The organism is Bacillus cereus group sp. BfR-BA-01430 (genome assembly GCF_022663115.1).
In the GTDB taxonomy this organism is placed as follows: Bacteria; Bacillota; Bacilli; order Bacillales; family Bacillaceae_G; genus Bacillus_A; species Bacillus_A cereus_BD.
The window spans coordinates 157,296-179,160 of the sequence record NZ_JAKUEW010000007.1 but is presented as its reverse complement, the minus strand read 5'-3'; the positions used below and the strand labels follow the sequence as shown (position 1 = coordinate 179,160).

The following is a 21,865-nucleotide window of genomic DNA, read 5'->3' as shown; positions in this document are numbered from 1 at the left end:
ATCTCATTTTTCCACACATATGCAACTTTTATTTTAAAAAGTAGAAGAATCCACTTTCTAAAATAAAAGTGGATTCTTCGCTACTGCTGATTCATGCAAACCATTCCATCATATGTCCTTCTACTCTTCAACTAGAAAAGTATAAACATCATTATAAATACAGCCATTCACTCGAACAATGTATTGGCCAGGCTTTTCAAATTGGATGGTATATTTATTTAACATAACTGCTTCAACATCACCTGAAAGAATATCAATACTTCTCCCACTCAGTATATACTTCTCATTTTGCTTCAAAGAGACTGTAATTGCGTTAAAGTTTTCATCCTCAAGCTCCGGTATTTTTGCAGCACTCACATTCGGTTCTAAAAAAAGTAATCCACTTAACCCAATTATTCCTGCTAAAGCCACCCCAGCAAATTTTTTCATTTTTTTCATTTTTATAACCTCCTTATCATTTTTATATAAGGGATAGACGCCCTTACACCACAAAGACTATACAGAATCCGCTCCAATGTAAACGTCTATTATATGACAGGTTTCTACACTATTTTTTATATTTGTATATAAATCCATCGTTTGGAATTTTGTCAAATTTAAAAGTTTTTTCTCCCCAAAAAATAAGTAACAATTATTCATATACCGCATAATTAATTATTAATTTAACATTCTAACAATAGTTGATAAAATGTAATTACCTCTTCAAACTTATCAGTTGGACATGCAATTCTAAATTGAACCCAATTCTTCATTATCTCTTCCCCTTCATGCAAATTTTATAACGCTTCTATCCATCCCTATACAAATATGCTACTACATAGATGAAATCCTTCATTCTTATGATGAAAAGATCGTACAAAAGAGTGTGAACGATTCACTCCCTTTGAAAAACACTTCTCATTTATTCTTTCTATATGTAATAGCATAATAATACCTGGATATGAACGGGGGATTAGAATGAATCAGAACAAATATAATTTCGACTGGAATCGACCTTCCAAAACAATTCCACTCTCCCTTATCGCAATCAAAAATGAATTGCAGAAAAAAAGCCAAATAAAAGCACCTTTACCTCCTGTATCAAAGTTAACCCAAGAGGAAAAATGGATGATTCATTATATTCAAGAGCAAACAAAACATTTAAATAAAAACAATGTAACGAGAACACGGGCTTATTACCAATTTTATGTAAAGTACCCTGAAATACAATGGGCTTTACTTGGACATATGGTCTCGCGCAATGGCGGCTGGAATATGACAGATTTAAAGGGGGATTTATATACAAGGCTATTATCGGAAAAGGATCAATTTGTCTTCTTCTCTTTCTTAGAGCGAGGAAACTGGTTCATCTTCCAAGATGTATATCCACAATTTTTATTGTACGAACAAAGCTTGAAACGGTCGAAAGCTCTCTTTTATCTCCTGCCTTATTTAAATGTTTCAACGTTTATGGAAACAATGTGGAACCATTTTTGGAAAACAGGTAACCGCTATACATTAGCCATAGCAACCATTATTAATGAACAAAGTTACTTAGAAAGACGAGTCATACAAAATGCTCATTTTAAAAAGATTGTCTTAAATAGCGTTGCATTTAAGCTTTTTGATTTCTTCCGTTTTAATCATATTCTTTTCCCATACTATGAAGATGCTACTCACAAAAAGACATTGCTTCTTGGTGACACGATGAAACATTTTACCTCTTTACATGAGAGAATTATGCTCGGTAAACGGCTATATACATTGCTATTTCATAATAAACAACGCTTAGCCAAAATTATAACTTGGGCACACAATCATCCACATACAGGATCTCGAAAAGATTACTGGCCACATTTATTTTCTAATGTAAATGAGTCTTTTTATCGGAAACTTTATCGACGTCGCATAAAAAAATGTCAATTACGGAAAGGGGCACATCGTGTATATAGTCCGGAATTACTATATGCTTGGCAAAACGTTACACATACAGAAGCTGAAAAAGGCGATTGGTTTACAGATTGGAGAATTGTGAACTACTTAATAGATAAAGGAGAACCTAACAATGGGGAAATTATGGATGACTATTGTAAAACACTTAAAAAAATTGAATTGGCTATTATGGCAAAGAAAAATATTTTTCTTAGAGAAGAGGAAGAATCAGAAGCATAATCATCTAGCGCTTATCGCTACAGTCATCCTCTCTTGTTTCATTGGAACGTATTTAGATTTTTTCTTCGTGCAAAAACAAATGTATCATTTTCCGATAAGACCTTTCCCCACCCTCTTTACAATGAATATCGCTTTTACATGTTTTCTCTTACCAACCTTTACTGTCATCTTCCTATATATATCCACCAATCTATCAACTCTTTCAAGAAGTCTCTTCATTATGTTTATTGGTATTTGTGCCAGTCTCTCTGAACGAATAGCTGAACATTTGGGATTGTTTACTCATAATGAAAACTGGCATCATTCGTATTCTCTTTTTGGATATATGCTGTTCTTTTTTCTCATTTGGAAATGTTATCAATGGCTGCGTGAATAAACTTATGTCCATTGTATATTCTATTTTAAGATCATTTTCTATAGGAATGACATGAAAGGGGGAAACAAACATAGTATCGCCTGCAAATAGCAACATACATTTAATACGCTTAAAAAGCATGGCAGTGATACGCCATGCTTAAAAAATCGCTGTAAACATATTGCTCTCTTTATTATTTTATCTGTAAATTCTCATACTTTTTCGATAACACGATCATTTTATTCACAATGTACTGTTCATCAGCATGTAGAGACTCAGTTGCAATTGATCGCAATATTTTATGATTCCCGATACAAATGCCTTCTTTCGCACGTAAAATCATAGATACCACATTTGCACCGTTACCAAATGCTATAAAGCGAAAATCAAACATGATGTTTCACTCTCTTTTTCTCAATCTAAACATTATTAGACGCAAACCATATTATTGATTCATCATTCCATCTTCCTCTTCTATTGCAATCCGTTTTCCTATTCCAAAAGCGTAAAAACTAATGACAACAATCGCTAAGAAAATTACTCCTACAATGAGTGAGACTCTTGTATCGTCATTAAACCACATTCCAATTAATACCATAATTAAAAAGGCAATTGTGACATAATTTGATACAGGTGCAAATGGCATTTTAAATGGATGATTCTCTATTTCATGCCCTTTTACTTTTCTAAACCGAATTTGACTTATTAAAATAACAAACCATGGAATCATACCAGGAAGTACACTTGCACTATAGACATATACAAATAAGTTTTTCGGTGCAATGTAACTTAATAGAACGCCAATTGCTAATCCAATTAACACGCCTATTGTACCGAATAAAGGAACACCATTACGAGAAATCTTTGTAAAATATTTTGGTGCTTGTCCGTTCCTTCCTAACGTATAAAGCATTCGGCCTGCACTGTAAATGCCACTATTACAACCAGACATTGCAGCTGTAATAACAACAAAGTTAATCAGTCCCGCAGCTGCTGTAATTCCAACTTTGGCAAATGTTGCAACAAATGGGCTTCCAATTGTATTTAATTGGTCCCAAGGATAAACCGTTACAATAACGAAAATAGCACCAATATAAAAGATTAAAATGCGCCAAATGGTACTTTGAATTGCTTTTGTTAATGTTTTCTGTGGATTTTTTGCTTCTCCAGCAGTAATCCCTATTAATTCAACACCTTGATAGGCACCAACAACAAGCGATAAAGCAAAGAAAAATCCTGACAGGCCACCTGTAAAGAAGCCACCGTGTTCCCAAAGATTCGATAATCCAATGGCACTCCCACCGTTACCAAGCCCAAAGAAAATAAGCCCAAATCCTGCAACAATCATTAATACAATCGTTACAATTTTAATCATCGCAAACCAAAATTCAAATTCACCAAATGATTTCACTGAAATTAAGTTTGCAGATCCAAGAATGACCATTGCGACCACACCTGGTATCCACGCTGGAAGATTGGGAAACCAATACTGCATATATGCTCCAACAGCTATAATTTCTGACATTCCGACAATAACCCATTGAAACCAGTTACTCCATGCTGTCATATAACCAGCTAATGGATGGATATACTTATGACCAAATGTCGCAAACGAACCTGTTCCAGGCTCTACATATAACATTTCTCCCATCGCACGCATAATAAAAAATATAAAAATTCCGGCAATTCCATAAGCAAGCATGACTGATGGGCCCGTCCATTGAATCGTGCTGGCTGATCCCATAAATAGACCAACGCCAATCGTACCTCCTAAAGCAATCATCTGAATATGACGCGCTTCCAATCCTCTTTTCAGTTCTGTATTTGCCACTTTCTTTCCTCCTCACCTATCATTTATAAGCAAAATATGGTATAACAAAAAATAAAACAAGCGTCATCTTCTCTCTTTTTCAACAAACAACTCAATAATTTAAATAATCAGAAATTTAATCCCTTATCTTCTTTTTCTAAAATACTTATTTTATAATAAGTTATTTATCTGAAAAATACAATTATTTTTTAGTTAGGAATCCGTATATCAAGAAACTAGAAAGTGTCATTAGAAATTCGGAACCTTTAAACCTTGTATTTATGTTAGTTATCTAAAATAAAGAGCAGTATTGAAAGTGGTTAATTATATATGTAAATGTGGGGGATGAATTTGAAAAATTTAACCTTTGTATATTTCCAACCAGTACTAGCCTCAATTGTAGTTTTACTAGTTTGTTTATTCTTATTTTTACTTTTCAAAAAAAACTTCGAAAAAAGCACAAAGATTTCTTGCATCATTTTTTCTATTATCGCTCTATACTTCAGTGGACTTTTAACTATTATTGAGGGAGCAATGATAGATGAATTTAACCTTAAAGGTAACCCCATTTCTTTCTATTTATCGCTCTCATGCATCATAATTTCTATTATGACATTCGTCTTAGCAATCATAAAATCAAAAACATACTAAGATTAGTAGGACAGAACACAATCATAGTCTGTCCTACTTATAAATGTAAGTTTAATGAAGGTGATGAACACTAATGGGTGTTTTTACAGCTGTTTTCGTAACAGGGGCAATTTTATTCCTTGCATGGAAAGTAGGAAAAAGAACTGAACAAATGTAAGTTCATTAGGCGTTGTCCCCGCAGCTCCTTTTAATAACGAAACCCCAAGGAGAAAATACATTTTTTCCTTGGGGTTTCGTTATTTTTAGATTATCTTCCTCAAACAAGCTGTTTTGGAAAAGAATACGTATTGACATTCCCTTCTATTTTCGTTCCATGCTAAAAATTAAGATGTCATCAAACAAAAAACAAACACCTTATTTTTTATAAATTAACATTAAGTTTCTATAATTTAATATTTTATGATATGATATTGATTTTTTATCACAGCAAAAGCAATTTTAACTCCTGTACAACCCACCTACATCACCCGCTTAAACATTTTCTCCAGTTCATAGGTCGAATGATGCACAATAATCGGTCTACCGTGCGGGCATGTGTAAGGGTTGCTTGTTGTGCGTAGTTCTTCTAGAAGTGCGAAGATTTGATCGTTCGTTAAATATTGATTTGCTTTAATAGACGCTTTACAGCTCATCATAATGGCTGCTTCTTCACGCAATTTTTTAATGTCTACTTTTTTCAATTTCACAACTTGTTGCATCATTTCATCAATGATTTCCGTTTCTTGCCCTTTTGGAAACCATATTGGATGCGAGCGAACGATAAAAGATTGATGGCCGAATTGCTCTAGGAATAATCCTACCTTTTTCAATTCTTCTAGTTGTTCTTCAACGCGTAAAAATTCGTTTAATGATAAATCAATACGATATGGGACAAGTAATTCTTGAACTTCTTGCGTTACTCGTCCTACTTTATCACGGAAATATTCATAGTTAATTCGTTCTTGTGCCGCATGTTGGTCAATCATATATAACCCTTTATCATTTTGAGCAAAGATATACGTTCCATGCATCTGTCCAATTGGATAAAGAGGCGGTAAATCATTCCCGTTCATTTCAATTTCTTCGATATTCTGCACGTCGGCCAATTCTTCTAATTCAAATTCTTCTTCATGATGGTCCCATTCTTGTTCGTTATGAGCCGTCTTTTCTTCGATAAGCGGTTTCGAAGTTAGTTGCCAATTTTCTTCTTCTCTTACAAGGGATTGTGGCGGTTGCCATTCTTGTTTTGGCTGTTGCCATAATTGCGGCGCTACTGTTTGTTTTTCTGCGCTTTCCTCTTCTTGCTTTTCATCCATTCCAGTCGGTAAGACGATATTAGGCATAGATGGTTCTTTTTGTTTTGTATGTTCAAAATGAAATTGTTCTTGAACACTCTCATCTTTTGTTTTTTTCTTCGTTGTTACGCCGGCATCTGGAATGAGCTGAACTTTTTTAAAGGCATCTTGCAATGTTTGTTCAATTAATTGCAGAAGTTCTTGTTCTTTACTGAAACGCACTTCCAATTTTGCCGGATGAACGTTAACATCCACTAACATTGGATCCATCTCAATGGACAAGAAACCAATCGGATAGCGACCGACTGGAAGCAATGTATGATATCCTTGCTGGATCGCCTTCATTAATACATAGTTTCGCACGTAACGACCATTTACAATTGTTGACATGTAATTGCGAGAAGCTCTCGTTACCTCTGGCAAAGTTACATATCCGCGAATGGTAAAATCTAATGACTCCGCTTCAATTGGAATCAACTTTTTCGCAACTTGAATACTGTAAATCGCTGCTAGTACTTGTCTTACATCACCATTCCCAGATGTGTGAAGTAATTTTTTCGCATTATGGAATAATTTCAACGACACTTCTGGATGAGACATGGCAATGCGGTACACAATATCTGTAATATTTCCGAGCTCTGTATGAATGGTTTTCATATATTTAAGGCGTGCTGGTGTGTTAAAAAACAAGTTTTGAACCGTAATATCCGTTCCTTTACGGCTCGCCGTTTTCTCCTGTTTTATAATCTCTCCACCTTTAATAATAAGATGTGTACCAGGTGCGTCTCCTGTACTTGTAACTAACTCTAATTCACTGACAGATGCAATACTCGGTAATGCCTCTCCTCGGAAACCGAGCGTTCTTATGCGAAACAAATCATTTTCATCTTTTATTTTACTTGTCGCATGGCGTTCAAATGCGACAATGCAATCTTCTTCAGCAATACCGTCTCCATTATCAATAATGCGAATTTTTGATAACCCAGCTTCTTCCAAGTGGATTTCAATAGATGTACTATTCGCATCGATGGAATTTTCCACAAGTTCTTTCACGACAGAAGCAGGACGTTCTACTACTTCCCCAGCGGCAATTAAGTTAGAGAGTTGTTCATCGAGTTTGCGAATTTTCCCCATCTACTTACTCATCCTTTCTTTAATTTCTTCTGTAAACGATACAGTTCATTTAATGCTTCTAAAGGTGTCATATCAAGTAAATCAATTTTTTTAATTTGTGCTAACACAGCGGTTTCCTTAGAATCAAGTACAGGTTTCTCTTGTTTTTCCTTTCGTTCTTCAGCTGCAAAGAATGAAAGCTGCGATTCTTCTACGATTTCTTCGCTCTCTTGTTGCATTTCTACTTCTTCTTTTATAACTGGTTGTTGCATACGTTCCGGCTGTTCTTTTATTTCCGCGCGTTTTGGAATTGTAATTTCTTCTTGTCCTTCTAGCTGAGCTAACACTTCTTTCGCGCGAGCGATTAAACTATCTGGAAGTTCTGCAAGTTGTGCAACATGAATCCCGTAACTTTTATCCGCTGCACCTTCTTGAATTTTATGCAAGAAGACAACTTTTCCGTCTTCTTCAATAGCGGAAACATGTACATTTTTTAAATGAGGCAAACTTTCTTCTAACACTGTTAATTCATGATAGTGCGTAGAGAATAATGTTTTTGCACCAATTTGGTCATGAATATGTTCGATGATTGCTTGTGCAAGCGCCATACCATCATATGTGGAAGTACCGCGACCAATTTCATCAAATAAAATTAAACTTCTTTCCGATGCATTTGCAATCGCATTTTTTGCTTCTAACATTTCAACCATAAATGTACTTTGACCGGAAATTAAATCGTCCGCTGCACCAATTCTTGTAAAGATTTGATCAAAGACTGGTAATACAGCTTCTGTTGCCGGTACAAAACAACCGATTTGCGCCATAATCGTAACAAGAGCCAATTGACGCATATACGTACTTTTCCCTGACATGTTTGGACCTGTAATTAAAAAGACATCCATATCTTCTGGCATCATACAATCATTTGGAACATACAGCTTGCCATTTAATACTTTTTCAACAACAGGATGACGCCCATCTTTTATAAAGATTTCACGTTTATTTGTTAATACAGGTTTTACAAATTGTTCTTCTTCGCTCACTGTCGCAAAGCTTTGTAATACATCTAATTCACTAATTACTTTTGCTAGATGCTGTAATTTTGGAATAAATACTTTCACTTCTTCGCGAAGCGCAGTAAATAGATCATATTCTAACTGAACAATTTTTTCTTCCGCTTCTAAAATTAATGTTTCTTTTTCTTTTAATTCATCTGTAATAAAACGTTCTGCATTCGCTAATGTTTGCTTTCGCTCATAACGTCCTTCTGGAAGGAAAGAAAGATTTGCTTTTGTGACTTCAATATAATAGCCAAAAATACGGTTGTAACCAATTTTCAACGATTTGATTCCTGTTATTTCACGTTCGCGTTTTTCAAGCTCTGCAATCCACGTCTTACCGTTTTTACTTATATAACGGTATTCATCAAGCTTCTCGTTATAGCCATCCTTAATGATATCTCCATCTTTCACAGACAAAGGTGGATTTTCTTGAATACTTCTACCTAGTAGCTCTGTTAGGGCTTCGCAAGGATCTGCCCCTTCAATTAGCTTTGCAGCATAAGAGTTGTCCAATAAGCTAATCGCTTCTAAAATAGCTGGTACTTGTTGTAATGAACGTTTTAATTGGAGTAAATCCCGTGCGTTTACACTACCGTAGGCAACTTTACCTGCTAAACGCTCTAAGTCATATACTTCTTTTAATTTTTCTTTTAAATCTTCACGTAAGAAATAGTCATTTACAAATGTTTCAACCATTTCTAAACGCTCTTCAATTTTTTCTTTTTGAATAAGCGGACGCTCCATCCACTGTTTCAACATACGACCACCCATAGCTGTTTTTGTTTTATCCAACAGCCATAGTAAAGAACCTGTCTTCTCTTTCGTTCGCAATGTTTCTGTTAACTCTAAATTACGTTTGGAATGCACATCAATTTTCATAAACTGATTTGTATAATAAATCTCTACCGGCTGCAAATGATCTAATGATCGTTTTTGTGTTCGAAGTACATAGTTGAATAACCGTCCGACTGCTGTTACTAACTTTGCTTGCGTTACTTTTTTAACAAGAGGTTCTAATCCTTCTGGAATTTTCGTTTCCTCTTCATATGAAACTGTCATCTTTAACGTGTCGGTCAACTTATTTAATTCATCTTTTGAAAATGTTGAATCTACAACAATTTCTTTTGAACCCGTTGCATACACTTCTAATAAAACATCTTCTACAGAACCTGTTAATAAAGTTACTGTATTTTGTCCAGTTGTTAAATCATTACAAGCTAATGCATATGAGCCATCCTCAAAATGCGTCAATGCCGCTAAAAAGTTATTTTCTTTTTCGTCAATTGTACGCCCTTCCATCATCGTCCCTGGCGTAATTAATTGGACAACTTCACGTCGAACGACACCTTTTGCTGTTTTTGGATCTTCTACCTGCTCGCAAATTGCAACTTTGTATCCTTTTTCAATGAGCTGCTCAATATAATTTTGCGCTGCATGGTACGGGACACCACACATTGGAATCCGCTCACTGCTGCCGCCATCACGACTTGTCAAAGTAATTTCTAGTTCATGAGCTGCTTTAACCGCATCTTCAAAGAACATTTCATAAAAATCACCTAATCTAAAAAATAAAAAGGCATCTTTATAGTCTGCCTTGACCTTTAAATATTGCTGTATCATTGGGGTATACTGCGCCATTTGTTTCCTCCATACTTTATTAAAAATGTGCTATATCTCTATATGCCGCACTTCACGGACAATGTTATCTCCTCTTTTAGGAGTCTTTCTTCATTATAGCATATTTTAATGAGGAATCATGTCCCTATAGCTTTCATACGTAAAAAGCTAGGAAGAACATTCTCCCTAGCTTTCCATTATTCTTCCTCTGCGTCAACAATAAAATTTGGATCTAATTCTTCAAATTCATCATCACTAACCTCAAATTCACTATCATCTTCTTGACATCCATTTGGATTTATACTCACACAAACTTTAGTCTCCCCGACTACTTCTGTAACAAATTCACGTTCTACCGTTACAACAATTTTGTTACCATTTGGCGAAATGATTGCTTCTAAACAATTTGGATGTTGAATGACACGAGCAATAATTTCGGAATCTTCCCCAGAAAAGTTTTTATCTCGATACCCAACATTTACTTCATCTGTGTAATTGATTCGTTCTGTTACCACTTCTGTTTTCGTATTTTCAGCAAATGAGTACCATGTATTCACATCATAATACCCTTCAATTTCTACGATTTTCCCATTTTTTCTCGCTTCATATGTGTGATTTATTACCCAACATCCGAGAATACTTGTCGGTTCATGATTCGATTCACATGTATGAGTCGATTTTGTATACTTACGTCCTTTTCCAACTACCGCCTTTGTAATGATCTCTCTGAATTCGGACATTCGGAACCCTCCTCAATCGCTATTCATTTAATCATATGCGGGACAATCGCGGAATGTGTCATTCTTTTTTTGAATCTGCTACTATAACTTGTGCTAGTCTTATTCGTTACCTTTTCACTACCTTCATTCCCTCCAACTTTCTGCAAATAAAAAGAGATGCCACTCGGACATCTCTTTTAACAACCGCAATTTCCTTTTTTACTTTCTATTTCTGCACCGGTTTCACCTTTCAGTACATCACCGCCCGTTGAAATTAAAATTTCATCTGTTACTTTATTAGAAATTGTGCTCGCTACAAGCTGTAGTAAATCATTTACATATGTTTGTGAAGATTTGAATTCCTGTACAACAGGGATACCATCTAGCCGATCTTGAAGAGCATCAATCTCTGCTTCTACTTTTTTCAAAGCTTCCCATTTTCCATAATGTTGCAAGTTTACAGCTTGTTTTTGCAATGCTTTTATTTCATCAATTGTGCGTTTTACATTTTCATTTTTATGAATTTGCGCTTCTGCGCGCTTGAAGAAATCTACTTCTTCTGTTTCAGAAATCATTTTTGCTAACTCTTTCGCCTGCTCAACAATTTCATCTTTTGTATAGACTTTCATTATTTCACCTCAATCGGCTCCTCAACTAATTCCCCGTTTAGAGACCAAGTTTTCGTTTCAGTAATTTTTACTTTTACAAGCTGACCGATTACAGATTTTGGTGCAACGAAGTTTACAAGTTTATTCGTACGCGTGTAGCCTGCAAGTACGTCTGGATTATTTTTACTTTCTCCATCAACTAATACTTCAACAATTTGTCCTTCATATTTCTTATTTTTCTTCGCAGAAAATTCATTTACGAGTTCATTTAAACGCTGTAGACGTTCTTTTTTCACTTCCATTGGTACATTGTCTTTCATTTTTGCAGCTGGCGTACCTTCACGTGGAGAGTAAATAAATGTGAACGCACTATCAAATTCTACTTCACGATATAAAGATAATGTTTCTTCAAATTGTTCGTCTGTTTCATTTGGGAAGCCAACGATAATATCCGTTGTTAATACTACATTAGGAATTGTCTTTTTAATTTTACGTACAAGTTCTAAGTACTGCTCACGTGTATATTTACGCGCCATAATCTTCAACATATCTGTGCTACCAGATTGTACTGGTAAGTGAATATGCTCTACTAAGTTACCACCTTTTCCAAGCACTTCGATTAAGTGATCGTCAAAGTCACGTGGATGGCTTGTTGTAAAACGAATGCGTGCAATATCAATCTTACGAAGTTCATCCATTAAATCACCAAGACCATATTCTAAATCATCAAAGTCTTTTCCGTATGCATTTACGTTTTGACCAAGCAATGTAATTTCTTTATAGCCATTTGCTGCTAAATGGCGAACTTCTTTAATAATATCCTCTGGGCGACGGCTTCGCTCTTTCCCGCGTGTATACGGTACGATACAATATGTACAGAATTTGTCACATCCATACATAATGTTGACCCAAGCTTTAATATCACCGCGACGTACTTTTGGAAGATTTTCGATTACATCTCCTTCTTTAGACCAAACTTCAACAACTGTCGCTTTAGAGAACATTGCATCTTTCAAAATATACGGTAATCGATGAATATTATGTGTACCAAATACCATATCTACATGTTGATTCTTTTGCATAATTTTGTTTACAACAGATTCCTCTTGGGACATACAACCACATACACCAATTAACAGATCTGGATTCTTTTGTTTCAATGGTTTTAAGTGACCTAGTTCTCCAAACACCTTATTTTCAGCGTTCTCACGAATCGCACAAGTATTTAATAAAATGACATCTGCATCTTCTGTTGTGAATGTTGGTTCATATCCAAGCGTTGTAAAAATACCAGCCATGACTTCTGTATCATGCTCGTTCATTTGACATCCATACGTACGGATATAAAACTTTCTTCCTTTCCCAAAATTACGAAACTCTTCTGGAAGACCAAAATCACGCTCGATTTTCACTTGTACTTTTCCACGTTTTTTCGCATCTTTTAATGAAGGTGGCTGATAAACATGTTCAAAGTACTTACTATAATCTTTTTCTTCCTTTTTCGTAGAAGCATTTGCTTGTTGACTTGCTAATCGTTGTTGCTCGTTCATGGGTAATCTCCTTTCAACCTTAAAACTCTACACACTTTGTAGTCTATTCTAGATTCATCTTAAAGACTAGGATATATAGTAAATAGCTCCCCCTTTGAAACTTGAACTATCTATATCACTAACCTATAACGTTGGAATCTTTGTTCCTATCAATAGACTTCCATTTTTGTTGTTTTCACCTTGTCCTAAAAAGCAGATTGCTTTATTTCTACACACACTACCATAGTATAAAGTGTTTAGCCAAATTTAACAACAAAGAGGCTGCACTCCTAAAGCAGATTATATCATGAGCGAACGTGATTTTTTTATACAACGATTTGATAATTATTTTATCATTCAGAATTTTCTAAGTAAACCTCTTTTAAAATGAAGCAAAAGAAGCTACCAATCGGCAGCTTCTTTTTTATCACATAAATTCAGCAACAAGCTCATCGAACATTTTTTGATCCATTTGCAAATCAGCTTGCACTAACGGCTGTTCACCATATCCTTGTACAAGATCTTGATAAGAAGGTTGTTCTGTATTTTGATAAATAAGTCCCGTTACTAAACCTTTGTTTTCCATCAATGTTTGCATTGCTATCATGCGATTTGATGGATCATATCCTTCTACAGTACTTAGTTTTGTTAAATTTTCTTTAAACCAATCATACGTATTTACTTTATTATACGTTACACATGGACTAAATACATTAATTAAAGAAAAACCTTTATGCTTAATACCAGCTTCAATGAGCTGTGTTAATTCTTTTAAATCACTGGAAAAGCTTTGTGCCACAAAAGTTGCACCAGCTGTTAATGCCATTTCCATAACAGATAATGCCGGCTCGATTGAACCTTGTGGTGTACTTTTCGTTTTAAAGCCGGCCTCACTGCGTGGTGAAGTTTGCCCTTTTGTTAATCCATAAATTTGGTTATCCATGACAATATACGTAATGTCAATATTACGACGAATAGAATGGATTGTATGCCCCATTCCAATCGCAAAACCATCACCATCACCACCAGATGCGATAACAGTTAAATCACGGTTTGCCATTTTCACTCCTTGCGCAATTGGAAGCGCACGCCCATGAATACTGTGGACACCATAAGAATTAATATAACCGGAAATACGGCCAGAACAGCCAATACCAGAGATTACGGCTAATTCATCTGGATTTAAGCCAACGTTTGCTGCTGCACGTTGAATCGCAGCTTGCACCGAGAAGTCTCCGCAACCTGGACACCAGTTTGGTTTGACACTGTTACGAAAATCCTTAAATGTTGCCATTTAATACAACCCCTTTTTTGCATTCGTTGTAAATTTCTTTTGGTAAGAATGGATTTCCATCATACTTTAATAGACTAGAAATCTTCTCACCATTGCCAAGGTTCATTTTCATAATGTTAGCAAGCTGAGCAGTTGCATTGTTTTCTACCACTACAACACGTTTTGCATGTTTCACTAATGGAAGCATTTCATCTGTTGGGAACGGATGAATTAAACGAACGTGAGCATGGTTTACTTTTAAGCCCTCTTGTTCTAAACGCTCCATCGCTTCTTCAATTGCACCACGAGTTGAGTTAAAACCAACTAATAACACATCTGCATCATCGTGCTTAACATTTTTATAAACAGGGGTCTTGAACTTCAAGTTCTTCATTTTACGAAGACGTTTGTCCATTTGTTCCTTACGATTTAAAGCTGATTCAGATGGCTTACCAGTTTCATCATGTTCTACACCTGTTACATGGTGAACACCATTTTTCATACCTGGTAGAACACGTGGCGAAATACCATCTTCTGTTACTTCGTAGCGCTTGAAATACGCTTTATTTTCACGCTCTGGTAATTCAGCTTGTAAATCAAGCTTACCGCGGCGAATTTCTACTTTCTCTAATTGCAGTGGTTCCACCGTTTGTTTTCCTAAAGAAAGTTGTAAATCTGTTAAGAAAATAACTGGAACTTGATATTCCTCAGCTAGGTTAAATGCCTCTACAATATCATAAAACGCTTCTTCTACCGTACTTGGTGCCATTACAATTTTCGGAATTTCACCATGTGTTCCGTAAATCATTGCCATTAAATCTGATTGTTCTTGTTTTGTTGGTAATCCTGTACTTGGACCACCGCGCTGTGTATCTACAATAACAAGAGGTGTTTCTGTAATACCTGCTAAACCAATTGCTTCCATCATAAGAGATAGACCTGGACCCGCAGATGCAGTTAGCGTACGTACACCAGCATAGTTGGCACCAATCGCCATCGTACAAGCAGCGATTTCATCCTCAGTTTGAATAACCGTTCCTCCTACTTTTGGAAGCTTTTTAATTAAGTATTCCATAATTTCAGAAGCAGGTGTAATTGGATAGGCAGACATAAAGCGGGCACCACCAGCTAATGCTCCAAACGCGATTGCATCATTTCCAATCATAAACATACGTTTTTTTCCATCAGCTTTTTCAAGCTGCATCATGTTTACTTTTTCACCAAGTAATTCTTTCATATATTGAGAGCCGCGCTTAATTGCCTCCATGTTCTTTTGAACAACTTGCTCTCCTTTGCGGCCGAAGATTTCATCAACAACCTCTAAATAAACTGTTTCATCTAATCCCAATATCGCACTAGATGCTCCGACAGCAACCATGTTTTTCATCAATGATGTACCTAATTCTGAAGCAATATCTGTAAACGGTATCACATATAGATTTACATCTGCATTTTCAGGGATAGTTGGATTAAACTTCGCATCTGCAACAACAATTCCACCTGGACGTAGCTCATGGAAATTAAAATCAATTGTCTCCTGGTCAAATGCAATTAAAATATCTAAGTCATCTGATATCGCGCGTACTTCCGTTGTACTTACGCGAATTTTATTATTTGTATGACCGCCTTTAATTCGTGATGAGAAGTGGCGGTAACCGTATAGATAATATCCTAATCGGTTTAATGCAATACAGAAGATTTCTCCTGTACTTTCAATTCCTTCACCTTGTTGTCCTCCAACTTTCCATGAAAGTTGACTAATCATCTCCTACACCCCTTTTGGCTGCATTCATTGTAGTGTATTTTTTTACAGTATTAGTTTAGCACTTTTTATACAAATAAACTACAATGTACACAAATTATACCTCTTCTGATTTCCCTGAATCTTTCGCATAATCTTAATTCGTCTACCATTCTAGCCCTACTATACAAAAAAATCAATCATTTGTTTTCAGTTTACATAAATATTCAGACTTTTCAGAACAAAAGTGTTTTTTATCCTTTAAAATGAAATACGCTCAACAAAATTCTCATATAAAAATCTTTCTACATCTGTTTCACTATATCGTTTACAAAGTTCATTTATTACGTGTTCATAACTTCGATATGCTTCTATTCCTACGACCATGTTTGTAATTCCATCAAAGTCTGAACCGAACCCGATATTTTTCTCTCCCCCGATCGAACATATATGTTCGATATGACGCAGTATATCGTCTATATATGCAGGCCGATGATTCACTAAAAATTCCGGAACAAAATTGATACCAATAACAGCGTTCTTTTGAATGAGCGCACGTATTTGTTCATCTTTTAAATTGCGTGGGTGCTGACAAAATTTATAGCAATTCGAATGTGATGCAATCGGATACTCAGCGATTTCCATCACATCCCAAAATCCCTCTTCATTTAAATGAGAAACATCTGTCCACAACCGGAATGTATTAAGCTCTTGTACAACTCTTTTCCCAAACGAAGTTAATCCGGCTCTTCTTGTTTCTAACGCTCCATCAGCTAATAAATTGGCATAGTTCCATGTCAAACTGGCAGAACGCACTCCTAAGTGATGAAATAAACGTAATTTCATCATGTCATTCCCGATCACTTCACATCCTTCTAATGTTAATATAGCTCCAATTTCATGTTTTAACAGCCGGTCGATATCCCCTTTTGTTTGTATAAACTTTATACCTGGCATGGATAAAATTTCATTATAAAATAAATCTACCATCGTTAAGGCGACTTGAAAACGTTCTTCATATAGTACAGTTTCCGGTACATATATTGCAAAACATTGTATGCTCCCTTTTCTCTGTTGTAACTGTTCAAAAGTAATATGTAACTTCGGGTCATTTTGAAAATCCTTTTCGCCTTTTGCTTTCCACAATTTAAATAAAACATCACAATGCGCGTCAAAAATTTTCAATTCGCGCCCCCCTTTTCATAAAAACAACCTGTTTGCACACATGCAAACAGGTTGTTCAAACTTAACGAGGTTCTACAATTAATTTTATCGCTGTACGTTCTTCACCATCAATCATAATATCTGTAAAAGCTGGAATGCAAATTAAATCTAAGCCACTAGGCGCTACAAATCCTCTTGCAATTGCTACTGCCTTTACGGCTTGATTCAATGCACCTGCACCAATAGCTTGGATTTCTGCTGTTCCGCGTTCGCGAATCACCCCAGCAAGTGCACCGGCTACAGAGTTAGGGACCGAAGTTGCTTTAACTTTTAATATTTCCATTCCTCGTTTCCTCCTCGTTTCTTATAAAAGTATTAGCGATTATTTCACTTTAACTTATATTCACGAGGAATGAGGCGTATTCCTGCTAAATTCTTATAATTTTTCTAAAAAATTAAAATATAATGTTTTTTCTAATTTTTTTAAGAGGATTATTCAAAAAACGGCTGATCATCATTAATTAATATACGTTCAATCTTTTTGGCCTTCCCTGTATTTGGATCGACATCAATTAATACCGCGCTTAGTTGTGTTCTCCCTTTTGTTACTTCAAAGCGAACAGGTAAGTTCGTTAAGAATTTTTTCAAGACTGCTTCGCGATCCATACCTAAAATGCCATCATACGGACCTGTCATACCAACATCCGTAATATACGCTGTTCCACTTGGCAAAATACGGTTATCGGCTGTTGGAACATGTGTATGTGTTCCTACTACGGCTGTTGCACGGCCGTCAACGTACCAACCAAGCGCTTGTTTTTCACTTGTTGTTTCAGCATGGAAATCAATAAAGATAATATTGGTACGTTTTTTCGCAATTGCAATCAATTCATCTACTTTTCGGAATGGACAATCAATTGGCGGTAAAAACGTGCGCCCTTGTAAATTAATAATCGCTACTTCTGTTCCATTGCAGTTGACAAAAATCAAACCATTTCCAGGCGTTCCTTCTGGAAAGTTAGCTGGTCTCACTAAATACTTGGCTTTATCAATAAATTCAAATATCTCACGATTATCCCAAGCATGATTTCCAAGCGTAACAGCTTGCGCACCACACTCTAGAAAGTTTCGATATATTTTTTCTGTAATACCGCGACCACCTGCTGCGTTTTCTCCATTAATAATCGTTACTGTCGGTGTATACTTTTTCTTTAATGCTGGTACATATTGTTGAATCATACCTCTACCAGGAGAACCTACTACATCTCCTACAAATAATATTCTCATGTCTACTACCCTTTCTATGTACTACTTTTTATTACCTCTTGTAATCGAACCATTTCGCTCACTTTACATGGAGTTTTACTCCATATGCCCCTATCAATCGGGCTTTTATCCCGCTATTTTAGGGCAGTAAGACTCCCATCTCAAGATTCAGAAAGAAGCAAGGAAGATAGGTGGGAGTAGGGCTGCCCGTAACAGCCCGATTGGTGAGGGCTCATAATCAGTGGGGGATGAAGAAAACCCCCACTGATTAAAGTTTCACTTTATAGGCAGTTCTACCGATACATTGTAAGCGATACCCTCTTGCTACTGGAAGTTTTACTTTATCTTACCCAATTCCAAACCAAAAAAATAAAGTGGTGTTTCACCACTTTATTTTGCATATTCCACTGCACGTGTTTCACGAATAACTGTTACTTTAATATGACCTGGATAATCTAGTTCATTTTCAATACGTTTTCGAATATCACGCGCTAAACGATGAGATTCTAAATCATCGATTGTATCTGGTTTTACCAGAATACGAACTTCGCGACCTGCTTGAATTGCAAAAGATTTCTCTACGCCTTCATAAGACTCAGAAATTTCCTCTAGCTTCTCAAGTCGACGAATGTAGTTTTCAAGTGTTTCACTACGAGCTCCTGGTCTTGCAGCTGATAATGCATCGGCTGCTGCAACTAAAACTGCAATGATAGAAGTTGGCTCTGTATCACCATGGTGAGAGGCGATACTGTTTATAACAACAGGGTGCTCTTTATATTTCGTTGCGAGTTCAACACCAATTTCAACGTGACTGCCTTCCACTTCATGATCGATTGCTTTACCGATATCATGAAGTAAACCAGCACGTCTTGCTAGTTTTTCATCCTCGCCCAGTTCTGCTGCCATAAGTCCTGTTAAGTAAGCTACTTCCATAGAGTGCTTCAGCACGTTTTGTCCATAACTTGTACGGTATTTCAAGCGACCCAAAATTTTAATTAAATCTGGGTGTAATCCGTGGATACCAACTTCAAATGTTGTTTGTTCTCCTACTTCACGAATATATTCATCCACTTCACGTCTTGATTTTTCAACCATTTCTTCAATACGAGCTGGGTGAATACGTCCATCCTGTACGAGCTTATCAAGAGCGATACGAGCTGTTTCACGACGAATTGGGTCAAATCCTGATAAAATTACTGCCTCAGGTGTATCATCAATAATAAGGTCGATACCTGTTAAGGTTTCTAACGTACGAATATTACGACCTTCACGCCCAATAATACGTCCCTTCATTTCGTCATTTGGAAGATTTACAACCGAAACGGTTGTTTCAGCAACATGATCAGCTGCACATCTTTGCATTGCTAAAGATAAAATCTCTTTTGCTTTCTTATCAGCTTCTTCTTTCGCACGAACTTCACTCTCTTTTACCATCGCGGCAATTTCATGAGAAAGTTCGTTTTCCACTTTCCCTAAAATGATCGATTTCGCCTGTTCGCGTGTCAGATTGGAAATGCGCTCTAATTCCGTTTGTTGCTTTTGAACTAACTCTCCCACTTTGCTTTCCAACTCTTCAATCTGCTGTTGTCTCGCTACAAGAGATTCCTCTTTCTTTTCTAACATCTGCTCACGTTTATCGAGCGTTTCGTCTTTACGATCAAGGTTCTCTTCTTTTTGCATTAAACGATTTTCTTGTTTTTGTAATTCGCTTCTACGGTCACGAATTTCTAATTCAGCTTCTGTACGAAGTGTATGAATTTCATCCTTTGCTTCTAAAAGCGCTTCTTTTTTAAGTGCCTCTGCTTCGCGATTCGCATCGTCTAAAATACGCTTCGCTTCATTAGCTGCACCATTAATCTTCGCTTCTGCAATAGACTTTCGAACAAAAAAGCCAACAACTGCACCGACTGTTGCAAGCAAAATGGAGATGAGTATCCAAACTGTATTACTCATGATTTCACCTCCTCTTGCTATGAATGAAAAAAGACTGTCGGCATGTACATCGAATTGCAACGTACAGCAAAGACTGTCGTCCCACTTTTTTAAGGGACTTTCTTCATTTCACAATTAAAATGTCATATTATTATTTCGGCAAGATTGAGATCTTACTCCGAATATTACTTCTCTTCTTGAGAAGAGTGTATCGTATATAAGAAAAAATATACATTCTCATTGTATCTATCGCATTTTTCGTTGTCAAGCGTTGTCTACTTTTACTTTCTTTACCTTTAACATTCAAATGTTCCGTAAACAAAAAGAAAATGTAGCACTATCTTTATAAATAATCTATATATACACCTAATATGTATAAAAAATAGTGAAACACCACCTGCTGAAAGCGCTGCTTACAAAATAAAATTTTACTCAGTGGCGTTTCCCCATCTTCCACTCATTATGTTGTGCTTTTGCGGGCACTTCGAAAATACCGGATACATTTATAAAAAAAAGACACGAAATCGTGTCTTTTTAATCAAGAATTGTGCTTTCTTCCATATTTTCAGGAGCAGAATCTTCACCAATTCCATGATGCTCACGAATAAAGAATGCAATTTCGTCTCTTATATCTGGATTTTCTTTTAAGAATTGTTTTGCATTTTCGCGTCCTTGTCCTAAACGCTCTTCATTATAGGCATACCAAGCACCACTTTTCTGAACGATATCCAGTTCAGAAGCCATATCTAAAATTTCGCCTTCTCTTGAAATACCTTCTCCGTACATAATGTCCACTTCTGCTACGCGGAATGGCGGTGCTACTTTATTTTTCACTACTTTTACTTTCGTTTTATTACCAACAATTTCATTACCTTGCTTTAATTGTTCGGCACGGCGTACTTCAAGACGTACTGTTGAATAGAATTTCAATGCACGACCACCTGGAGTTGTCTCTGGGTTCCCGAACATAACCCCAACTTTTTCACGAATTTGGTTAATAAAGATTGCAATTGTTTTTGACTTATTAATTGCACCTGAAAGTTTACGAAGTGCTTGTGACATTAAACGTGCTTGTAAACCGACGTGAGAGTCACCCATTTCTCCTTCAATCTCCGCTTTTGGTACAAGGGCAGCTACAGAGTCGATTACGATAATATCAATTGCACCGCTTCGTACTAATGCTTCGGCAATTTCTAATCCTTGCTCCCCTGTATCAGGCTGTGATAATAGTAATTCGTCGATGTTAACCCCTAATTTCTGTGCATATACAGGATCCATCGCATGCTCCGCATCAATAAATGCCGCTTGTCCACCTTGACGTTGCACTTCTGCAATCGCGTGTAATGAAACTGTCGTTTTCCCTGAGCTTTCAGGCCCGTAAATTTCAATAATACGACCGCGTGGATAACCACCAACCCCTAGCGCTACATCAAGCGCTAACGAACCGCTTGGTACTGTTGAAACCTTGCGTTCAGCTTGCTCTCCCAATTTCATAATGGAACCTTTACCGAATTGCTTCTCTATTTGTTTTAACGCCATATCTAACGCTGCTTGACGATCACTCATTCAAATTCCTCCTTAACTCAATTGCTAATCTTATT

The 21,865-nt window shown here is 36.4% G+C and carries 17 protein-coding genes and 1 pseudogene; 2 read left to right on the top strand and 16 right to left on the bottom strand.

Annotated elements, in window-relative coordinates; all coding sequences use genetic code 11:
• Positions 1–120: 120 nt before the first annotated feature.
• Together MR058_RS14155 and MR058_RS14150 are read right to left on the bottom strand one after the other, a co-directional pair.
• Entirely contained in the window at positions 121–438 is a 318-nt protein-coding gene (locus MR058_RS14155) for a hypothetical protein (RefSeq protein WP_242144594.1), read from the bottom strand.
• A 242-nt stretch (positions 439–680) separates the two neighbouring features.
• Positions 681–752 (bottom strand): annotated as a pseudogene (locus MR058_RS14150) (VOC family protein); the annotation flags it as partial.
• A gap of 205 nt (positions 753–957) precedes the next feature.
• Between MR058_RS14150 and MR058_RS14145 the strand changes: the two are divergent.
• The gene (locus MR058_RS14145) at positions 958–2,151 is read left to right on the top strand and encodes a DUF2515 domain-containing protein (protein WP_242144593.1); all 1,194 of its coding nucleotides are present in this window, start codon (positions 958–960) and stop codon (positions 2,149–2,151) included.
• Positions 2,045–2,527 (top strand): CBO0543 family protein, encoded by a 483-nt coding sequence (locus MR058_RS14140; RefSeq protein WP_242144592.1) that lies wholly within the window; start codon positions 2,045–2,047, stop codon positions 2,525–2,527. Before MR058_RS14145 ends, MR058_RS14140 begins: the two co-directional genes overlap by 107 nt.
• 172 nt (positions 2,528–2,699) lie before the next feature.
• Here the strand turns inward: MR058_RS14140 and MR058_RS14135 are convergent, their stop codons facing one another.
• From MR058_RS14135 to recA, 14 genes are all read right to left on the bottom strand, one after another.
• Positions 2,700–2,900, bottom strand: a complete 201-nt coding sequence (locus MR058_RS14135; protein WP_242144591.1) for a hypothetical protein — start codon at positions 2,898–2,900, stop codon at positions 2,700–2,702.
• A 51-nt stretch (positions 2,901–2,951) separates the two neighbouring features.
• A complete protein-coding gene (locus MR058_RS14130; RefSeq protein WP_242144590.1) occupies positions 2,952–4,337 on the bottom strand; it encodes an amino acid permease in 1,386 nt (461 codons plus the stop codon).
• Between the two features lie 1,088 nt (positions 4,338–5,425).
• Entirely contained in the window at positions 5,426–7,375 is a 1,950-nt protein-coding gene (mutL, locus tag MR058_RS14125) for a DNA mismatch repair endonuclease MutL (RefSeq protein ID WP_242144589.1), read from the bottom strand.
• Positions 7,376–7,383: 8 nt separating this feature from the next.
• Positions 7,384–10,053 carry a DNA mismatch repair protein MutS gene (mutS, locus tag MR058_RS14120; RefSeq protein ID WP_242144588.1) on the bottom strand — a complete coding sequence of 890 codons (2,670 nt, stop codon included), beginning with the start codon at positions 10,051–10,053 and terminating at the stop codon, positions 7,384–7,386.
• A 176-nt stretch (positions 10,054–10,229) separates the two neighbouring features.
• Entirely contained in the window at positions 10,230–10,772 is a 543-nt protein-coding gene (gene cotE / locus MR058_RS14115; protein WP_242144587.1) for an outer spore coat protein CotE, read from the bottom strand.
• A 176-nt stretch (positions 10,773–10,948) separates the two neighbouring features.
• Positions 10,949–11,380, bottom strand: coding sequence for a YlbF/YmcA family competence regulator (locus MR058_RS14110; protein WP_242144586.1), 432 nt, complete (start codon positions 11,378–11,380; stop codon positions 10,949–10,951).
• On the bottom strand, positions 11,380–12,909 hold the full coding sequence (gene miaB / locus MR058_RS14105) for a tRNA (N6-isopentenyl adenosine(37)-C2)-methylthiotransferase MiaB (RefSeq protein WP_242144585.1): 1,530 nt from the start codon (positions 12,907–12,909) through the stop codon (positions 11,380–11,382). The genes MR058_RS14110 and miaB overlap by 1 nt, the downstream gene beginning before the upstream one ends.
• Positions 12,910–13,315: 406 nt before the next feature.
• The gene (locus tag MR058_RS14100) at positions 13,316–14,182 is read right to left on the bottom strand and encodes a 2-oxoacid:ferredoxin oxidoreductase subunit beta (protein WP_242144584.1); all 867 of its coding nucleotides are present in this window, start codon (positions 14,180–14,182) and stop codon (positions 13,316–13,318) included.
• Entirely contained in the window at positions 14,169–15,926 is a 1,758-nt protein-coding gene (locus MR058_RS14095; RefSeq protein WP_242144583.1) for a 2-oxoacid:acceptor oxidoreductase subunit alpha, read from the bottom strand. Before MR058_RS14095 ends, MR058_RS14100 begins: the two co-directional genes overlap by 14 nt.
• A gap of 237 nt (positions 15,927–16,163) precedes the next feature.
• Complete coding sequence (locus MR058_RS14090; RefSeq protein ID WP_242144582.1) at positions 16,164–17,087, bottom strand: dipeptidase; 924 nt, start codon at positions 17,085–17,087, stop codon at positions 16,164–16,166.
• A gap of 61 nt (positions 17,088–17,148) precedes the next feature.
• Positions 17,149–17,409 (bottom strand): stage V sporulation protein SpoVS, encoded by a 261-nt coding sequence (spoVS, locus tag MR058_RS14085; RefSeq protein ID WP_000404341.1) that lies wholly within the window; start codon positions 17,407–17,409, stop codon positions 17,149–17,151.
• Between the two features lie 149 nt (positions 17,410–17,558).
• Positions 17,559–18,353, bottom strand: a complete 795-nt coding sequence (locus MR058_RS14080) for a TIGR00282 family metallophosphoesterase (RefSeq protein ID WP_012094869.1) — start codon at positions 18,351–18,353, stop codon at positions 17,559–17,561.
• Between the two features lie 369 nt (positions 18,354–18,722).
• Positions 18,723–20,285, bottom strand: a complete 1,563-nt coding sequence (gene rny, locus MR058_RS14075; RefSeq protein WP_242144581.1) for a ribonuclease Y — start codon at positions 20,283–20,285, stop codon at positions 18,723–18,725.
• A 513-nt stretch (positions 20,286–20,798) separates the two neighbouring features.
• On the bottom strand, positions 20,799–21,830 hold the full coding sequence (recA, locus tag MR058_RS14070; RefSeq protein WP_242144580.1) for a recombinase RecA: 1,032 nt from the start codon (positions 21,828–21,830) through the stop codon (positions 20,799–20,801).
• Between the last annotated feature and the right edge of the window lie 35 nt (positions 21,831–21,865).

Bases quoted from the DNA above. Each gene is read 5' to 3' on its own strand.
- mutL (WP_242144589.1), bottom strand. From the start codon at position 7,375: ATGGGGAAAATTCGCAAACTCGATGAACAACTCTCTAACTTAATTGCC.
- MR058_RS14110 (WP_242144586.1), bottom strand. From the start codon at position 11,380: ATGAAAGTCTATACAAAAGATGAAATTGTTGAGCAGGCGAAAGAGTTA.
- cotE (WP_242144587.1), bottom strand. From the start codon at position 10,772: ATGTCCGAATTCAGAGAGATCATTACAAAGGCGGTAGTTGGAAAAGGA.
- miaB (WP_242144585.1), bottom strand. From the start codon at position 12,909: ATGAACGAGCAACAACGATTAGCAAGTCAACAAGCAAATGCTTCTACG.
- MR058_RS14140 (WP_242144592.1), top strand. From the start codon at position 2,045: ATGGGGAAATTATGGATGACTATTGTAAAACACTTAAAAAAATTGAAT.
- MR058_RS14135 (WP_242144591.1), bottom strand. From the start codon at position 2,900: ATGTTTGATTTTCGCTTTATAGCATTTGGTAACGGTGCAAATGTGGTA.
- spoVS (WP_000404341.1), bottom strand. From the start codon at position 17,409: ATGGAAATATTAAAAGTTAAAGCAACTTCGGTCCCTAACTCTGTAGCC.
- MR058_RS14095 (WP_242144583.1), bottom strand. From the start codon at position 15,926: ATGATTAGTCAACTTTCATGGAAAGTTGGAGGACAACAAGGTGAAGGA.
- MR058_RS14155 (WP_242144594.1), bottom strand. From the start codon at position 438: ATGAAAAAAATGAAAAAATTTGCTGGGGTGGCTTTAGCAGGAATAATT.
- MR058_RS14145 (WP_242144593.1), top strand. From the start codon at position 958: ATGAATCAGAACAAATATAATTTCGACTGGAATCGACCTTCCAAAACA.
- recA (WP_242144580.1), bottom strand. From the start codon at position 21,830: ATGAGTGATCGTCAAGCAGCGTTAGATATGGCGTTAAAACAAATAGAG.
- mutS (WP_242144588.1), bottom strand. From the start codon at position 10,053: ATGGCGCAGTATACCCCAATGATACAGCAATATTTAAAGGTCAAGGCA.
- MR058_RS14100 (WP_242144584.1), bottom strand. From the start codon at position 14,182: ATGGCAACATTTAAGGATTTTCGTAACAGTGTCAAACCAAACTGGTGT.
- rny (WP_242144581.1), bottom strand. From the start codon at position 20,285: ATGAGTAATACAGTTTGGATACTCATCTCCATTTTGCTTGCAACAGTC.
- MR058_RS14080 (WP_012094869.1), bottom strand. From the start codon at position 18,353: ATGAGAATATTATTTGTAGGAGATGTAGTAGGTTCTCCTGGTAGAGGT.